The organism is Methylomonas sp. AM2-LC, assembly GCF_039904985.1.
Classification (GTDB): domain Bacteria; phylum Pseudomonadota; class Gammaproteobacteria; order Methylococcales; family Methylomonadaceae; genus Methylomonas.
In genome coordinates this window covers 2,626,065-2,643,666 of record NZ_CP157005.1, presented here as the reverse complement: position 1 = coordinate 2,643,666, position 17,602 = coordinate 2,626,065, and the positions used below count along the sequence as shown (strand labels likewise).

The following is a 17,602-nucleotide window of genomic DNA, read 5'->3' as shown; positions in this document are numbered from 1 at the left end:
AATTTACTTCTGTTAGGTTTAGCGGTAAGTTTGGTCTGCAATATATTCCCGGGATTACGCATTGCTAATCGCGGCTACGCAAGGTAGTTCTCTAAATCATCAAATCTAATCCTGACTTTTACACTTTATGTTGACTTAAACCACCCCCTAAAATCCACCTTTTGGTGCAAATACCCTCAAAAATGAACCATTTCGGTGCAAATACTCTAAACCCAAACACCCAACATCCGATAAACCATTGACTCAAATCATATTTAAAACTGGCACACAGCTTGCTTAACCATAAGCAATCTCCCGCTGAGATTAATTTGATCATTGTTACCTTGGACAAAGGCGTCCTAATGGAATGAATTATTCATTACCATTGGGATGCCTTTTTTTTTGCCTGGAAAAAATGATCACTCTAATTCGCGAGAGTTTTGCTATCGCCTAAATGGCGACACGAAATATATACATTGTAGAGGTCAAAGTATGAGTTACAAACAAACCTTGGTGGTTATTGGTAACGGCATGGTCGGTCAACACTTTCTGGCACAACTGCTGGAAAATGCTACACCCGGTCAGTTTCAGATCGTGGTATTTTGCGAAGAACCCAGAGCAGCTTATGATCGTGTGCATTTGTCAGAATTTTTTAGCGGTAAAAGCGCGGCTGATTTGTCTCTGGTGCCCGACGGATTTTTTGAAACAAATGATATACGCATACTGCTGGGCGACAGAGCGGTAAGCATAGATAGACAGTTAAAACAGGTAGTGTCTGCCCAAGGCGTCAGGGTTAACTACGACAAATTAATCTTAGCAACCGGCTCCTATCCATTCGTGCCACCGGTACCCGGTCATGAAAGACCACAATGTTTGGTCTATCGTACCATTGAAGATTTAGAAGCCATGCAAGCAGCTGCACTAAACTCACGCGTGGGTACTGTCATTGGTGGCGGCCTGTTGGGATTAGAAGCGGCAAAAGCGTTACAGGATTTAGGTCTGGAAACCCATGTAGTCGAATTTGCTCCGCGTTTAATGGCAGTACAACTGGATGAAGGCGGTGGAGCGCTATTAAAACGCAAAATAGAAGCATTGGGCGTTAGCGTGCATCTGAATAAAAACACCACCTTAATCGACGTAGGCAAGCAATGTTATCACCGCATGACCTTTGCCGATGGTGAGATACTGGAAACTGATATTATCTTATTTTCTGCGGGTATTCGGCCACGGGACGATCTGGCACGTGCCAGCGGCCTGGATGTCGGTCAGCGCGGCGGTATTGTGATTAATAATGTTTGCCAAACTTCTGACGAAGCTATCTATGCCATCGGTGAATGTGCGCTTTGGAACGGGCAAATATTTGGTTTGGTAGCACCCGGCTACAGTATGGCACGCACAGTAGTGGCGCATTTAACAGAGAAAACAGCCGCATTCACCGGTGCAGACATGAGCACCAAACTAAAATTATTGGGTGTGGATGTAGCCAGTATTGGTGACGCCCATGCTAAAACGCCAGGCTCATTGGTGTATACCTATCAAGATGGACGCGCAGAGATCTACAAACGTTTAGTGGTCGATGCCAATAATAAAAAACTACTGGGTGCGGTATTGGTTGGCGATGCCAATGGTTATAGCACCCTGCTGCAATATTGTTTAAATGGTATCGAACTGCCAGAAAATCCAGATTCATTGATTTTACCGCCGCGCTCCGATCAGTCGGTGGGGTTAGGACCCGATGCCTTACCAGATGCTGCGCAAATTTGCTCCTGTTACGCTGTTAGCAAGGGTGATGTATGTCAAGCCATTGCGGCAGGTTGCACCACTCTACCTAACTTAAAAGCCGAAACTAAAGCAGGTACCGGTTGCGGCGGATGTGCCGCCTTATTAAAATCGGTACTGGATTGCGAACTAAAAAAATCCGGCGTTGCAGTCAATACCGATATTTGTGAACATTTCCACTATACCCGTCAAGACCTATATAACCTGATACGTATTGAAAAAATCAAAACCTTTACTGATTTAATCGATAACCATGGTCGCGGTCTGGGCTGCGAAATCTGTAAACAGGCCGTCGGCTCTATATTGGCCTCGCAGTGGAATGAGTATATTCTAGAAAAACCGCATATTGGTTTACAGGATACTAACGACACCTTTCTGGCAAATATTCAGAAAGATGGAACTTACTCTATAGTACCACGTGTTACAGGCGGCGAAATTACGCCAGATGGTTTAATTGTATTGGGACAAGTCGCCAAAAAATATGGGCTGTATACAAAAATTACCGGCGGTCAACGTGTAGACCTATTTGGAGCGCGGGTAGAACAATTACCACTCATATGGGCCGAACTGATTGCGGCAGGCTTCGAATCGGGTCATGCCTACGGTAAATCCTTACGCACGGTAAAATCTTGTGTAGGTAGCAGTTGGTGTCGCTACGGGGTCGACGACAGTGTTGGTTTGGCCATAGAACTGGAAAATCGCTACAAAGGATTACGTGCGCCGCACAAAATTAAATTTGCGGTATCCGGCTGTACGCGGGAATGTGCAGAAGCGCAAAGTAAAGATATAGGCATTATTGCAACAGAAGGCGGCTGGAACCTGTATGTGTGTGGTAACGGTGGTATGAAACCGCGCCATGCAGATTTGTTTGCCACCAATCTGGATAAGGCTACCTTAATTCAATATATTGATCGGGTGTTGATTTTCTATATTCGTACCGCAGAGCGCATGCAACGCACCTCAGTATGGATGGAAAACATTGAAGGTGGCCTGGATTATCTTAAAGCAGTGGTTATCGACGATAGATTACAACTGTGCAGCGAATTCGAACAGCAAATGCAGCATGTTATCGACACCTACCAATGCGAATGGAAAACCACACTGGCAGATGACAACAAACTAAAACGCTTCCGCCATTTTATCAATAGCGACATGGCAGACAACCATATTGTATTTGTCGAAGAACGCGGCCAAGTACGCCCGGCCAACGCATCAGAACGTCAGCATTTCGAACTGGTTGAGGTGCCCGTATGAGCACCTGGATAGATGTGTGCAGTGTCGATGATTTGCAACCCGACTCTGGCGTGTGTGCGCTAGTGGCAGGACAACAGCTTGCCTTGTTTTATGTAACTAAAACCCAGCAAATTTTTGCGGTCGCCAATTTCGATCCCATAGGTAAAGCCAATGTGTTATCACGCGGCATGATAGGCGATATCGCTGGCGAACCCATGCTGGCATCGCCACTGTATAAACAGCATTACAGCTTAATTACTGGCCATTGCTTTGAACATGCAGACATAAAAATAGACACTTATGCGGTACTTATCGAAAATAACCGTGTTGCGGTCAAAATAGAGGCAGAATAATTGATGAAATATAATTACTATATTGCCGATGTATTTACGCAACAAATTTTTAATGGTGCGCAGATTGCAGTATTTCCGCACGCCGATGGTCTCGATGCCAAACACATGGCCTTAATTGCCCGTGAAATAAACTTATCAGAAACCGTGTTTATTTTTAAAAGCAGCCAGGGTATACAGCATAGGCGCATGCGTATTTTTACGCCGTTAATAGAAGTAGATTTTGGCGGACATCCAATCATCGCTGCTGGCTATATATTAGGATTATGTGGCGAAGTCGATCTATCCACCCCGCTATCAGCCATGGTGTTTGAACAAAATGCTGGCGCTATCGATGTTTATATCTCCGGCGCAGATCACAAACCCAATTTTGTGCAATTTTCACGCACGGTTAAACCCCTAGTGGATAGATTTGCACCCAGTGATGAAGAATTGGCACAATTTCTGGGCATTAAGCTATCAGCACTGGATCACAAGAAATACGCACCGCGTTTGGTATCATGCGGGTTTCCCTATCTGATAGTGTCGGTATGGAATTATGAAGCCGTCAGAGCCGCCCGCTTCAACTACGCCGCTTGGAGCCAATCAATTGCACCGCAAACCGCCGCTCAGGAAATTATCATTTTTGCGCCAAAATCGCCTTATGCGGACGCCGATTTCAACGTACGCTTGTTAGGCCCACGTATCGCACTGCATGAAGACCCGCCAGTAGGCAGTGCTATGCCCGCTTTTTGTGCCTATTTATGTTCTTTTGAACATACACGCAAAGGTACACATGTATTTAGTGTCGATAGAGGCGATGAACATAGCCGTCGCAGTGTTATTAATCTGGAAATGGATAATAAACACGAAGAATCGTTAACGGTTCGCATTGGTGGACATGCCGTACTAACGGCAACGGGAGCCTTCGAATTATGAAACAGAAACTCGTCGTCATTGGCAACGGCATGGCCGGTATGAAAACGGTCGAAGAATTATTACAGTCGGCACCCGACAAATACAGTATCACCGTATTCGGCGCAGAACCCTACGGCAACTATAATCGCATACTGTTATCTGCCGTATTAAGCGGTGAGAAAAACATGGCAGACATTATTATTAATAACAAACAATGGTATGACGACAACGGTTTGCAATTGCATGCAGGCCACGATAAAGCAGTAGTCAGCATTGAGCGTGGTCTGCGCAAAGTAGTCGCACGCGATGGCACCGTCGCAGAATATGATCGTTTACTGATAGCCACGGGTTCCAAACCAGTGGTTCCAGATATTCCCGGCATCAACTTAACGGGTGTCATTGGTTTTCGCGACATTTTAGATGTTAATACCATGCTGTCATACTGCGAAACTCACCAACAAGCCGTGGTGTTGGGTGGTGGCTTATTAGGTTTGGAAGCCGCTAATGGTTTATTGCAAAGAGGTATGGATGTTACCGTTATTCATAATAACGAGATATTGCTTAATCGGCAATTGGATAGACAGGCTGGACAAATGCTGCAAAGCAACTTGGAAAACCGGGGCGTTAAATTCAAAATGTCTGCACAAATAAGCCATTTAGTCGGCAATGCAGAACAGCATATCCAAACAGTGTACTTTAGCGATGGCAGCCAGTTGCCCTGTGATTTATTGATTATGGCCATTGGTGTGCAGCCCGATATTAGCTTGGCCAAACGTGCGGGCTTGTATTGTGAGCGTGGCATTGTGGTGAACGATACCCTACAAACCTATGATCCCTGTGTGTATGCCGTCGGCGAATGTATACAACATCGTGGCGCCACGTTTGGTTTAGTGGCACCCTTATTTGAACAAGCCAAAGTCTGTGCCAATCATCTAAGCGCACACGGTATGGCAGAATATGTCACCTTGCCTACCGCCACCAAACTAAAAGTAACAGGCATCCAGCTTTTTTCGGTGGGTAATTTCTTGGGTGATGAGCAGTGCGAACAGATTCATTATAATGATGTAAAACAAGGCATCTACAAAAAACTCATCGTTAAGCACAACCAATTACAGGGCGCTGTGTTATATGGCGACACCGCATTAGGTAGCTGGTATCAAGAATTAATTGAACAAAAAACCAATATTGCTGATCAGCGGCAAGCATTGATTTTTGGCGGGCCGTTATCGGGCAATGCCGCAGCCCCCTCCCCTGTTTAATACACATGGCTACTCTTGTTAAAACCACGTGTCCTTATTGTGGCGTCGGATGCGGTATAGATGCTGAAGTAAACACCGACCTGCGCCAGGTGATTATTCAGGGTGATAAGTCGCATCCGGCCAATTTTGGACGTTTGTGTTCAAAAGGCTCGGCATTGGCCGATACCGTTATTTTAGACGGCCGCTTGTTACAACCCAAAATTGCCGGACAAGACAGTCACTGGCCGACGGCACTCGATCTAGTTGCAAGCACATTCAGAGACATTATCGATACACACGGCCCAGACGCAGTGGCAATATACGGCTCAGGACAATTACTAACCGAAGATTATTATGTTGCCAACAAACTGATGAAAGGCTTTATCGGCAGTGGCAATATGGATACCAATAGCCGCTTATGTATGTCGTCTTCGGTAGCTGGCCACAAACGCGCCTTTGGTGCAGATACAGTACCCGGTTGTTACGCAGATTTTGAATCCGCCAACCTGATACTGTTAATAGGTTCTAATGCAGCTTGGTGTCATCCGGTTAGTTTTCAACGCATCAAAGCCGCCAAGGCAGCAAATCCGGCACTCAAAGTGGTAGTGATAGATCCACGCAGAACCAACAGTTGCGATATCGCCGATTTACATCTACCCCTTGCTATCGGTAGCGACACCACTTTATTCAATGGTTTATTACAGTACTTAGCTGCACATAACGCGCTAGACCAGCCTTATATTGAAACCCATACAGAGGGATTTTCCGCGGCATTATCACAAGCCACGCTCACCCTTAAAAAAATCGCTAGCGTTTGCCGCTTACCCAAAGCCGATATCGACTTGTTTTACCGCTGGTTTAGCGAAACCGAAAAAGTCATGAGCTTGTACAGTCAAGGCGTAAATCAATCCTCCTCAGGTACCGATAAAGTTAACAGCATCATCAATTGCCATTTAGCCACGGGCAGAATAGGTAAACCCGGCATGGGGCCGTTTTCTTTAACCGGACAACCCAACGCCATGGGCGGACGGGAAGTGGGAGGCTTATCGCATCAATTGGCAGCACATATGGATTTTTCCAATGCAGCCGATATAGAACGAGTGGCGCGTTTTTGGGGTACTGACAACATTGCCCAAAAACCGGGCTATGCGGCAGTGGAGCTATTCGACGCCATACATGATGGCAAGGTAAAAGCTGTGTGGATTATGGGTACCAATCCGGTTGTGAGCATGCCGAATGCCGATAAGGTAAAACAAGCCCTTGCAAAATGCCCGTTTGTGGTAGTGTCTGATTGTATAGAGAAAACCGACACCACCGCTTACGCCCATGTATTATTACCCGCCGTGGGTTGGAGCGAAAAAGACGGCACGGTAACCAATTCTGAACGCCGCATTTCCAGACAAAGAGCCTTATTCCCCGCCGCAGGTGAAGCAAAACCCGATTGGTGGATAATCAGTGAAGTTGCCAAACGACTTGGCTTTGCAAAGGCGTTCTCCTATCAAAGTGCTGCCGATATTTTTAGAGAACATGCGGCCTTATCCGGTTTTGAGAATAATCAGCAACACGGTGAACGTGATTTTGATATTTCCGCGTATGCGGATATTACGCCAGTAAGTTATGAGCAACTGCAACCCACACAATGGCCAGTTAATCAACACTATCCAGAAGGACGTGCGCGTTTGTTTGCGGATGGGCAGTATTTTACCGCATCGGGTAAAGCGCAATTTATTGCCATTACACCCCGATTACCCGTAAATCAACCCAATAAACACTACCCACTGATTTTAAACACCGGGCGTTTGCGTGATCAATGGCACACTATGACGCGCACAGCGCTGTCAGCCAAACTGAATCAACATAAACCAGAGCCCTGTGTCGAAATACATCCGCTAGACGCCCAACAGTATGGCTTAATAGCTAACAGTCTGGCAAAAATCGAAACGGCTTGGGGAAGTATGCTGGCACGGGTAACCATCACCGACCAACAGCAATCCGGCCAGCTATTTGTACCCATGCACTGGACAGCTCAATATGCCAGTCAGGGTCGCATGGGCAGCCTGGTTAATCCAGTTGTCGATCCCATTTCCAAACAAGCAGAAAGCAAACATACCCCGGTACGCATTAGCCCCTACACACCCGATTGGTACGCTTTTATATTATCCAGACACGCATTAAAGCTGGATAATATTGAGTACTGGATTAAAAATAAAGCAGATCATTATTACCGATACGAGTTGGCAAGCGCGGCTTTATCGCAATCCTGGCCGGATTGGATAAGCCAGCATCTGCCAAATAGTCATCAAACCGCAAACGATGTAATGGAATATGCAGACTCTGGCTTACAACAATATAGAGCCGCCTATCTGCATGAGAACGAATTAGATACGGTTATTTTTATTGATGGTACCAACACCCTGCCAGAACGCGCCTGGCTAGGCAGCTTATTTGCCAAAAACCAACTGGATACCTCAGAACGTAGTGCATTACTCAGCGGTAAACCTCCGCAAGGCAAACCGGATTGTGGCGCCATCATCTGTGCCTGTTTTAACGTGGGCGAAACCACAATACGTAACGCCATTGCCAGCCAGAGTTTAAAAACCGTTCAAGAGGTGGGGCGCTGCCTAAAAGCTGGTACAAACTGTGGATCTTGTCTGCCGGAGATTAAGGCTTTGTTTTAAAAGCATATCAAAGGGTCAGACTCGATTGATTTCTTTATTTAAACTTTTAGTAAGATGCGAATATGCCATTCAATTCTTTAGCAGACACTGCTTCAGTCGCATAATTAAAAGTGCCAGCCGATTGTACTTCTGTGGCAGCACGCAGAAAAGCGCCGTAGGCCGCTCTTGCCAGTGAGCCGCCTAAACTAATACGTGTCACACCTAGTTCTTGTAACTCCGACACGCTTAGCTGAATACCATTAAAACCCATGATAACATTGAGCGGTTTATCAATGTTTTGCAAGATGGCTTGAATGTCATGTTTCGATTGAATACCCGGTGCAAACAAAACATCGGCACCCGCTTCTTGATACGCTTGTAAACGCCGAATGGTGTCACCAATATCGGGTTTACCATAGAGATAATTCTCCGCACGCGCTGTTAACATAAACTTAAAACCCAGCGTTTTGGCTGCCGCTGCGGCACTTAAAATGCGTTCAGCGGCTAATTCAATGTCATAGATAGGATTATCTGCATTTCCGCTAGCATCTTCTATGGAACCACCAACGATACCCGTTTTTGCCACCGCCAATATGGTTTGCGCAACATCATCTGCACTGTCACCAAATCCATTTTGCAAATCTGCACTTAGCGGCAGATCAGTTGCCATTGACAATTCAGCAAGGTGTGGAAGCATATCACGTACATTAATGCTCAAGTCGCTGCTGCCTCGAGAAAAAGCAAATCCTGCTCCAGTTGAGGCTATGGCTTTAAAGCCAAGCTGTGCAAGTAACCTAGCCGAGCCAATATCCCAAGGATTTGGCATCACAAAACAATTCCCGCTTTGATGTAACTCCACAAACTCCTTGGACTTTTCGATCTGATTTTTCATGGTAAGCTTCAGATAATTAAATATAAACGGACTAGCCGATCCGACGTAAAAAACACATACTGATTAATTGCTAAGCGCTTACTTAGCGTAATTGACTACCCTAAAATAGTCTAGGCCAGCTTCTCAACGATAGCTTTTATCTATCGTATTTATCAAAACAATCGATTATACATTGAGTCTGTGCGCTACTAGACTATAACCAACCCGAATAACAAGGATACTGTTCAGGTTTGCTAAACCAATGTAAAAACCAAGTCGCATGCCTAAAATGGCAGGAGTCGCTATATGATAAGCACAGTTACCCATGCATTATGCAAATCCTTACGGATACAAAGTTGCATTTGCAAACATAAACACTACGCTAATTCATAAACTACAGCCCTGCACTCTTAAACATGCACCAGTTTGACTATAAATAAGCTAAATAATAATTGATAACAACCCTTACCGGGTATTGATTTCCCCTAAACCAGTAGTAGAGGTGCTTTATGAAGATTAAACCATCATTCAAGGTCACTGCAATTGCAGTCGCCGTATTTTCTGTATTAACGACCAGCACGGTTTTAGCCGATACACAACCGACTGTAAACAGTTTCTGGTGGCCGGAACAGTTAGATTTAAAACCCTTACGCCAGAACTCGGTTGAATCCAACCCGCTGGGTAAAACATTTAACTATGCTGCACAATTTAAAACCCTGGATCTGAAAGTTGTAAAAAATGACATTGCAACAGTGCTGAAAACATCCCAGCCTTGGTGGCCAGCCGACTATGGTAATTACGGACCATTTTTTATTCGCATGGCCTGGCATAGTGCTGGTGTTTACCGCATATTCGATGGTCGCGGTGGCGCTTCCGGTGGTCAGCAACGCTTTGAACCTTTGAACAGCTGGCCGGATAACGTAAACCTGGACAAAGCCCGGCGCTTGTTGTGGCCAGTAAAACAAAAATACGGCAACAAACTGTCATGGGCCGACCTGATGGTACTGGCAGGCAATGTAGCCTTGGAGGATATGGGCTTCAAAACACTCGGTTTTTCGGGTGGTCGTGCCGATGATTGGGAAGCGGAGAACGTTAATTGGGGTGGCGAAAAGAAATTCTTGGCCGACGAACGTCACGATGGTAAAGGAGACTTAAATAAACCATTGGCTGCTGTGCAAATGGGCTTAATTTACGTTAATCCAGAAGGACCAGGCGGCAACCCAGATCCGCTGCTGGCTGCTAAAGATATTCGTGTCGCTTTTGGCCGTATGGCCATGAATGACGAAGAAACAGTGGCACTAATTGCGGGTGGTCATACATTCGGCAAAGCACACGGCGCACATAAGCCAGCCGAATGCGTAGGCAAAGAACCCGCTGCAGCCGGCATAGAACAACAAGGCTTGGGCTGGGAGAACAAATGTGGCAAGGGTAATGGCGTCGATACGGTTTCCAGTGGCTTAGAGGGTGCATGGTCAACCAATCCAACACGCTGGACACATGATTACCTGACTTGGCTGTATACCTTTGATTGGGAAACCAGTAAAAGTCCGGCTGGCGCGACACAATGGATTCCAAAAAATGGTCAAGGCGCAAACTTTGTACCCGATGCGCACGACTCCACTCAACGTCATGTGCCTATTATGTTTACCACGGATATTGCTTTGAAAATGGATCCGGATTATCAAAAAATTTCGAAGCGTTTTCTGGATAACCCTAAAGACTTCGAACTTGCATTTGCTAAAGCCTGGTTCAAATTAACCCACCGCGATATGGGACCTAAAGCGCGCTATGTAGGTGCCGAGGTACCTGCCGAAGATTTCATCTGGCAAGACCCTATCCCCAAAGTAGATCATAAGTTGATCGATGCCAAGGATATTAGCAAACTAAAAGCAAGCATTCTGGCTTCTGGTTTAACGGTGCCAGAATTGGTTAAGACTTCTTGGGCTGCAGCCGCAACCTTTAGAGGTACCGATTTACGTGGTGGCGCTAACGGTGCGCGTTTACGTCTGGCCCCGCAGAAAGATTGGGAGGCCAATGATCCAGCTGAACTTACTACTGTGCTAAATCGCCTGGAAAGCATCCAAAAAGATTTTAACCAGTCGCTTAAAGGCGGCAAGAAAGTATCGCTGGCCGACGTAATCGTGTTAAGCGGTACTGCAGCCGTAGAAGCCGCCGCCAAGCAAGCCGGTTACAGCGTACAGGTACCCTTTACACCGGGTAGAATGGATGCCACACAAGAGCAAACCGATGTTAACTCTTTCCAAGTTTTAGAACCTAAGGCCGATGGCTTCCGCAATTACTTTGCTAAAGATAACACCCGCTCCCCCACTGAATTGTTGATTGAGCGCGCCAACAATTTAACCTTAAGCGTACCCGAAATGACGGTTCTGGTGGGTGGTTTGCGAGTGCTGGATGCAAATAGCGCACATAGCAAAAACGGTGTATTGACCAACCGCCCCGGCCAATTGACTAACGACTTTTTTGTTAATCTACTGGATATGTCTACCAAATGGAGCAAGGCAACACCCGAAGGACTTTACGAGGGACATGATCGCGTAAACGACCAGGTTAAATGGACGGCTACACCGGTAGATCTAATTTTCGGCTCCAACTCAGAGTTGCGTGCGGTTGCAGAAGTGTATGCCTACGATAACGCCAACGAGAAATTTGTAAAAGACTTTATTAACGCATGGACTAAGGTAATGAACTTGGATCGCTTTGATCAATGATACGTTAAGCAGCGCTGTTCAATTTATTCATAATTGAACAGCGCCACCTTTGATTCAAGCGCTAACATATGGCAACATGCTTGATCCAAACTTCACCGCTCCAAACATCAAAAATCACATTCCGATGACCGGTACCACCAATATGCTCGGCTGTAATGGAAAATCCATACTGTTTTAATAATTTGTGGCCAATCTGGATATTATTAGCCGGTATACTGATCAATTCGCCATTAGCATATCCGGGAAATTGATCGCCACCACCAAACATTTTGACTTCATAATTGATCGGTAGGCTAGCTGTTTTGTTAAGCTCACGCATGAATAAAGTCATCGCATCATCAGCATAACGACCATCCAGCTCTGTGTTCCTATTTCGACTGTCCCGCACGGGTAACATGTAGTGACACATGCCACCAATCTTCAAACACGAATGCCATAGGGTAATCGCCACGCAAGAACCCAGCATGGTTCTGATCCGCGTATCCTTAGCACCAAAATAAAATTCGCCGGGGTTCAAAAAAACATCCACGCAAAAATCGGGGGTCGTTAATTCGCTATTCATAGCCAATTTTCCGGTATATCGATGGAGAAATCATGTTCAAATCACTTTGCATGCCATTAAGATTTTCAGAATGGCTAATAATAAAATAACCGCCAGCTCGCAAATAGCACTGAATACGTTCAAGCAAGCGTTGTTTTGTCCGACTATCAAAATAAATCATGACATTGCGTAAAAAAATAATGTCAAAACTACCTATATCAGGTAATTGTTCAATCAAATTGGCATAGATAAATTTAACTCGACTGCGTAGAACTGAATCAATTATGAAAAAGCCATCACGTTCATTTTTACCTTTCAAACAATATTTTTTTAACAACTGCATAGGGATTTTTTCCGAAGCGCTCATAGGATATAAACCATTACGTGCTTTTTCCAGTATTCGAGTGGAAATATCGGTGCCGACGATTTCCCATTGACTGGTTTTTGCATACTCAGCCACTATCATGGCCAGCGTATAGGCTTCTTCACCGCTAGAACTGGCGGCACTCCAAATCCGCAAATGCTGACCAGCCGGATGCTGGGGGAAAATCTGGTTTTTGAGAAAGTCGAAATGTTTAGGTTCTCTAAAGAAATAGGTCTCATTGGTAGTCAACAAATCGATGGCCATCAGAGTTTCTAACTCGCATCCTGGCTTACCGAGTAATCGAAAATATTCGCTATAACTGGATAATCCAAGGCTACGTACACGATTATCCAAGCGTCCAGAAACTAGCGCATGTTTGTTGTCGGTTAACACAATGCCCGCATGTTTATAGAGATAGTCCTTGATCCACATAAACTCGTGATTTTCCAATACTGGCGTGACCCGAGAACTGAGCATATTCTCCACATTTATCATCGCCATCTCATACAAAACCATCCACAACAGTTTTACTTAAGCTTGCCATCTCATTAACCGACAACACCCTGTCGATGTTAAGCAAAATAATAAATCGGTCATTTCGCTTTGCCATACCATTGATGAAATCAGGGCGAATGCCAGTGCCAAAATTCGGTGCGGGTTCAATCTCTTGTGGACTGATATCAACAACTTCATTCACTACATCAACTATAATACCAATGTATTGTTGACTGTCGTCTTCGCTATCGTTTGGGATTTCGACGATAACAATCCCCGTGCGTTTAGCAATCGGAGTCATTCCCTTGCCGAAACGCGCCAATAGATCAATTATCGGCACTACACTTCCGCGTAAGTTGATGACGCCGCGCACAAAAGCGGGCATCATCGGCACTTCGGTCAGGTAATCGTAATCAATAATTTCCTTGGTATTTAATATGCCCAGCGCATAAACCTCACCGCTCAACAAAAAGGTGAGATATTGGCCAGTACTGACAGCTTGATCGTCAGTCAGCACAGTTGCCGATTTCTTGGTCAGTGTTGTGATCGTTGTTGCCATCATCCACTCCTAGAAGCGTTCGAAATTCTTTAATTCAAATTCGGATTTGGCGTTAGTCCGATTAACCTGCAAGATTGGTTTAGATTTAACCGCCTTATGGGGGCTTTTTGTTGCGGAATGCCGTAACGATGCATCATTGTGATCGGTAATGTTGAAAAAACTCATCAATTTTTGCAGTTGTTCAACCTGTCCAGTCATTTCTTCAGCAGTTGCTGCCAATTCTTCACTGGTAGAGGCATTTTGCTGGGTAATCTGATTCATCTGGTTCATTGCGATATTGATCTGGCTGACTCCTGACGATTGTTCCAGTGAGGCGGCGGCAATTTCCTGCACTAAATCAGAGGTTTTAGCAATGCTCGGTACAATGTTATCCAGTAGTGTACCTGCGGTTTCAGCTGTCTTGACACTGGTTTCGGCTAGTGTACCGATTTCCTGTGCCGCAATTTGGCTGCGCTCAGCCAGCTTGCGGACTTCAGCCGCCACCACCGCGAAACCTTTACCGTGCTCACCAGCCCGCGCCGCTTCGATAGCGGCGTTCAAGGCCAACATATTGGTTTGATAGGCAATGTCGTCGATGATGCCGATTTTATTGGCAATGAGCTTCATAGCATCCACGGTCTGTTTTACTGCTGCACCGCCTTCGATAGCCTCTTTGTTAGTTTTTCCCGCCATACCGTCGGTGATTTTGGCGTTCTCGGCATTCTGGTTGATACTGGCTGCCATTTGTTCAACACTGGCCGTTGTTTCCTCGACGCTAGCGGCTTGTTCGGTGGAAGCTTGAGACAAGGACTGCGAAGTAGCGCTGATTTGTTCAGAGGCATTACTTAATTGGTCAGCGGAACTGATAACTTCGGCGATGGTTTGCGATAACTTAGCGATGGTATTGTTAACAGTATTTTTAAAGTCGTCTAGCTGACCATTGTAGTCACCTTTGATTATTTGGGTTAGGTTGCCCTGTTCGACAAGCGTCAAAACTTCTATGGCTTCATGCAGCGGCAGTACCACGCCATCCATGGTATCGTTCAAGCCTTGCACAACTTTACGAAAATCGCCTTGATGTTTACTGATATCTAAACGTGTTTCTAAACGACCTCCAATCGCATCCACTGACAGCAAGTTAGCATCCGTTACTAAAGCCTGAATATTACGCTTGAGCAGTAATAGCCATTCGTGTATCTGGTCATCACTGGATGCTTTCGCCATTTCCGCATTCATATCACCACTCGCAATCTTGGTAACATACACAATCAAGTCGGATAGCCAGCTATGCACACCATTAACTGCCTGTTTCATTTTATCGTGATCGCCTTTACAGGCGATTTCTACCCGCTGGCGCAAGTCTCCGCCGCTAATTAGACTCAAAATACGGTTGCCTTCGCCGATAGGTAACAGAATGGCATCTAACATATGGTTAACACCACTGACGATTTCCCCATAGGCGCCATTGAACTTCTCGGGCGTACCCCGTTCAGAGAGCTGGCCCTCTGTAGAAGCTAAGGTTAGACGCTGTAATTCATGTTGTAGCCCTTGTAGTGAAGTAGCGACATTGTTGACCGCTAATTTCATTTTTTCGTGATCGCCCTGATAAGTCTCAGCGATTAATTCATCAATTTTGCCTACGGAAATTTGTGCCAGAATCCGATTGCCTTCACCAATTGGCAATAGAATAGCATCCAGCATCTGGTTTACCCCCCTAACTATTTCCCCATATCCACCCTTGAATAGCTCCGGTTTACCCCGTTCGGCAAGCTGCCCTTCTCTTGAGGCGACTGTGAGGCGCTGGAGTTCATTTTGTAAGCCCTGAAGTGTTGTAGCGACATTGTTGACCGCTAATTTCATCTTTTCGTGGTCACCCTGGTAAGTCTGGGCGATTAACTCGTCGATTTTACCGTTGGAAATTTGCGCTAAAATCCGATTCCCTTCACCAATAGGTAGTAAAATGGCGTCTAACATCTGGTTTACACCACTCACTATTTCCCCATATCCGCCTTTGAAAAGCTCCGGTTTACCCCGTTCGCTAAGCTGGCCATCTCTTGAGGCGACGGTGAGCCGTTGTAATTCCCTATTCAAGCTCTGTTGCACCTCAATAACACTCACCAGACTTTTAGCCACTGCATCGTTTTCCGATCGTACATTCACTTTTACCGAGAAATCACCGTCAGCTAACGCTTGGGTCACCGCTGCCTGCTGCGTGATAGTGTCAATAATCAAATTAAGATTATTCTTAATGACAGTAAAGTCACCCGTGTAATGATCAACAATTTTGGCAGGCACAGCACCTATGGAAATACTTTCGACACATTCTGCCGTTACTTTCAGAGGCTGAACGATCGCATCCAGAATTTGATTGATCGACTCGCCAATGTGTTGTGCTTCATGGCTACTACCCGTGGTATTGAAACGCTCATTTATACGCCCAGCGATAATAGCTTGGGTAACTCGGTTAAGTTCAGCATCAAATTGTTGATTGCTGCGATTGGCAAACATATTGAAAATGCTCATATAACTCTCTCTCCTGTGACAAAACGTGAGTATCTGAAAAGTGATTTAAATTCGGATAATGACTTGGACTTTTACGGAATTATTAAAATATTGGAGAGCGATTCCATATAGCCAGCAAATATGCACAAATGTATTGTTTGTGGTCTTAAATATCGGGCCCACATGGTTCAAACGCTTTAAAATCAGCGAAAACTTGTGCTTGAACAGCGCCCAATGTTCTGTCGGATGGTATATAGCCTTGTGCATCTGGGAACTTCGAAAAACCCGGCTTTTGAGCATTGACAGGGGTCTCCTGTGTTGTATCGAAGGGTGGTTTTTCAACGTTCCCATCTGTTTATGTCATCACTCATAGGCTTCAGAAATTTGCAAAAGGCAAGTTTAGTGTCTATGTCACTTCGCATCGGTACCTGTAATAAATAGTGGCCAATTTTTGCTTCCAGATAACCCACGGTCATTGCTTCGCCTTATCTTGCTTGATTTATCCTATGAATAATTCCTCCAGTACACGGCTTAAGATAGACCAGTACTGGTATCAATTAAATCAGTTATTCTCTTCATTTTTTGTAGGGTAAGGATTTAATAACAATTAAATTCCCTACATTGATGAGTATTCTTGATCAAAAATTAAACGAAATATTAAATTAAGAATTCGATTTTATTAAACATACTCGTTAGTGAGTTTATAAGGTGATGCTATCTTTTAGTTATCCAACAGCAGCAAAGTATGTTGAATTACGGAAATTTCTGAGCTTGGCAAAATGGCCTTCTGAGGTTAAGATTCAACTATTCCATTCAAAATAATATTTATAACCCCGTCTGGAATAGTTACAAACTAAATGAGTGATTTTAAAATTCTTCAAATTGATAATGACGTCTACCAGCAGACTATCACTCGGCTAATCCCGTTTGTCGACTGTCCCGAAATTGAAAGCATAGACATTGCCACCCCCAAGCAATACCTTGACAGCCTCACTCGAACAGACATTACTTTGGTGATTACCAAATTTGATCTGGGGTGGACAAACGCTTTTCAAGTGTACGCAATCAAAGTAAAGCTCCTCCACCTAGATGGCACGCTAGCCGATAATAAAGTTTCGGCAATAGCGTTTATTGACGATAAAGGGCTATTACTGTTGGTAATTTTGTTGCACATTACCTCCCGAAAACAGGCCGAAACTGCATTGCAAAACAGTCAACATAAACAGCGCGAATTGTCTAATCATCTGGCATTGATCAGAGCGGAAGAAAGCACTCGTATTACACAACAAACAGACTCTGGCTACCTCATCCTGAGCAGGCATTCACATGCACAATACTTAGCTGCTAAACTCAGGATTATTAGTAGCCTAGTGACTAGAAAAACAGTAGTATTACCTATGCCGTTTCAAGACATAAGGAGTTAGATAAG

General features: G+C 45.0%; 12 protein-coding genes. 7 read left to right on the top strand and 5 right to left on the bottom strand.

The window, feature by feature from the left end; genetic code table 11:
• The first annotated feature begins 471 nt into the window (after nt 1–471).
• Genes nirB through ABH008_RS11865 form a run of 5 tightly spaced genes read left to right on the top strand, consistent with a single transcriptional unit; the run spans nt 472 to nt 8,154 of the window.
• Nucleotides 472–3,012 (top strand): nitrite reductase large subunit NirB, encoded by a 2,541-nt coding sequence (gene nirB / locus ABH008_RS11885; RefSeq protein ID WP_347985833.1) that lies wholly within the window; start codon nt 472–474, stop codon nt 3,010–3,012.
• Nucleotides 3,009–3,344, top strand: a complete 336-nt coding sequence (gene nirD, locus ABH008_RS11880) for a nitrite reductase small subunit NirD (protein ID WP_347985832.1) — start codon at nt 3,009–3,011, stop codon at nt 3,342–3,344. The genes nirB and nirD overlap by 4 nt, the downstream gene beginning before the upstream one ends.
• Before the next feature lie 3 nt (nt 3,345–3,347).
• Complete coding sequence (locus ABH008_RS11875) at nt 3,348–4,259, top strand: PhzF family phenazine biosynthesis protein (RefSeq protein WP_347985831.1); 912 nt, start codon at nt 3,348–3,350, stop codon at nt 4,257–4,259.
• Complete coding sequence (locus tag ABH008_RS11870; RefSeq protein WP_347985830.1) at nt 4,256–5,497, top strand: FAD-dependent oxidoreductase; 1,242 nt, start codon at nt 4,256–4,258, stop codon at nt 5,495–5,497. The genes ABH008_RS11875 and ABH008_RS11870 overlap by 4 nt, the downstream gene beginning before the upstream one ends.
• A gap of 5 nt (nt 5,498–5,502) precedes the next feature.
• Nucleotides 5,503–8,154, top strand: coding sequence for a molybdopterin-dependent oxidoreductase (locus ABH008_RS11865; protein WP_347985829.1), 2,652 nt, complete (start codon nt 5,503–5,505; stop codon nt 8,152–8,154).
• 46 nt (nt 8,155–8,200) lie between these two features.
• Here ABH008_RS11865 and ABH008_RS11860 read toward each other — a convergent pair whose 3' ends face one another.
• Nucleotides 8,201–9,025, bottom strand: a complete 825-nt coding sequence (locus ABH008_RS11860) for an isocitrate lyase/phosphoenolpyruvate mutase family protein (protein WP_347985828.1) — start codon at nt 9,023–9,025, stop codon at nt 8,201–8,203.
• 488 nt (nt 9,026–9,513) lie between these two features.
• On the opposite strand from ABH008_RS11860, the gene katG reads away from it, so the two are divergent.
• Nucleotides 9,514–11,733 carry a catalase/peroxidase HPI gene (gene katG, locus ABH008_RS11855; RefSeq protein WP_347985827.1) on the top strand — a complete coding sequence of 740 codons (2,220 nt, stop codon included), beginning with the start codon at nt 9,514–9,516 and terminating at the stop codon, nt 11,731–11,733.
• 61 nt (nt 11,734–11,794) lie between these two features.
• Here the strand turns inward: katG and ABH008_RS11850 are convergent, their stop codons facing one another.
• The 4 genes from ABH008_RS11850 to ABH008_RS11835 are packed head-to-tail and all read right to left on the bottom strand — an operon-like array spanning nt 11,795 to nt 16,194.
• Entirely contained in the window at nt 11,795–12,295 is a 501-nt protein-coding gene (locus ABH008_RS11850; RefSeq protein WP_347985826.1) for a chemotaxis protein CheD, read from the bottom strand.
• Nucleotides 12,288–13,115, bottom strand: coding sequence for a protein-glutamate O-methyltransferase CheR (locus ABH008_RS11845; protein WP_347985825.1), 828 nt, complete (start codon nt 13,113–13,115; stop codon nt 12,288–12,290). Before ABH008_RS11845 ends, ABH008_RS11850 begins: the two co-directional genes overlap by 8 nt.
• Before the next feature lie 25 nt (nt 13,116–13,140).
• Complete coding sequence (locus ABH008_RS11840) at nt 13,141–13,695, bottom strand: chemotaxis protein CheW (protein ID WP_347985824.1); 555 nt, start codon at nt 13,693–13,695, stop codon at nt 13,141–13,143.
• Nucleotides 13,696–13,701: 6 nt separating this feature from the next.
• Nucleotides 13,702–16,194, bottom strand: a complete 2,493-nt coding sequence (locus ABH008_RS11835; RefSeq protein WP_347985823.1) for a methyl-accepting chemotaxis protein — start codon at nt 16,192–16,194, stop codon at nt 13,702–13,704.
• 836 nt (nt 16,195–17,030) lie between these two features.
• Here ABH008_RS11835 and ABH008_RS11830 point away from each other — a divergent pair.
• Nucleotides 17,031–17,597 (top strand): hypothetical protein, encoded by a 567-nt coding sequence (locus ABH008_RS11830; RefSeq protein ID WP_347985822.1) that lies wholly within the window; start codon nt 17,031–17,033, stop codon nt 17,595–17,597.
• Nucleotides 17,598–17,602 lie beyond the last annotated feature (5 nt).

Coding starts and splice junctions, on each gene's coding strand:
- ABH008_RS11835 (WP_347985823.1), bottom strand. CDS start 16,194: ATGAGCATTTTCAATATGTTTGCCAATCGCAGCAATCAACAATTTGAT.
- ABH008_RS11865 (WP_347985829.1), top strand. CDS start 5,503: ATGGCTACTCTTGTTAAAACCACGTGTCCTTATTGTGGCGTCGGATGC.
- ABH008_RS11845 (WP_347985825.1), bottom strand. CDS start 13,115: ATGCTCAGTTCTCGGGTCACGCCAGTATTGGAAAATCACGAGTTTATG.
- ABH008_RS11840 (WP_347985824.1), bottom strand. CDS start 13,695: ATGATGGCAACAACGATCACAACACTGACCAAGAAATCGGCAACTGTG.
- ABH008_RS11850 (WP_347985826.1), bottom strand. CDS start 12,295: ATGAATAGCGAATTAACGACCCCCGATTTTTGCGTGGATGTTTTTTTG.
- nirD (WP_347985832.1), top strand. CDS start 3,009: ATGAGCACCTGGATAGATGTGTGCAGTGTCGATGATTTGCAACCCGAC.
- nirB (WP_347985833.1), top strand. CDS start 472: ATGAGTTACAAACAAACCTTGGTGGTTATTGGTAACGGCATGGTCGGT.
- ABH008_RS11860 (WP_347985828.1), bottom strand. CDS start 9,025: ATGAAAAATCAGATCGAAAAGTCCAAGGAGTTTGTGGAGTTACATCAA.
- ABH008_RS11830 (WP_347985822.1), top strand. CDS start 17,031: ATGAGTGATTTTAAAATTCTTCAAATTGATAATGACGTCTACCAGCAG.
- katG (WP_347985827.1), top strand. CDS start 9,514: ATGAAGATTAAACCATCATTCAAGGTCACTGCAATTGCAGTCGCCGTA.
- ABH008_RS11875 (WP_347985831.1), top strand. CDS start 3,348: ATGAAATATAATTACTATATTGCCGATGTATTTACGCAACAAATTTTT.
- ABH008_RS11870 (WP_347985830.1), top strand. CDS start 4,256: ATGAAACAGAAACTCGTCGTCATTGGCAACGGCATGGCCGGTATGAAA.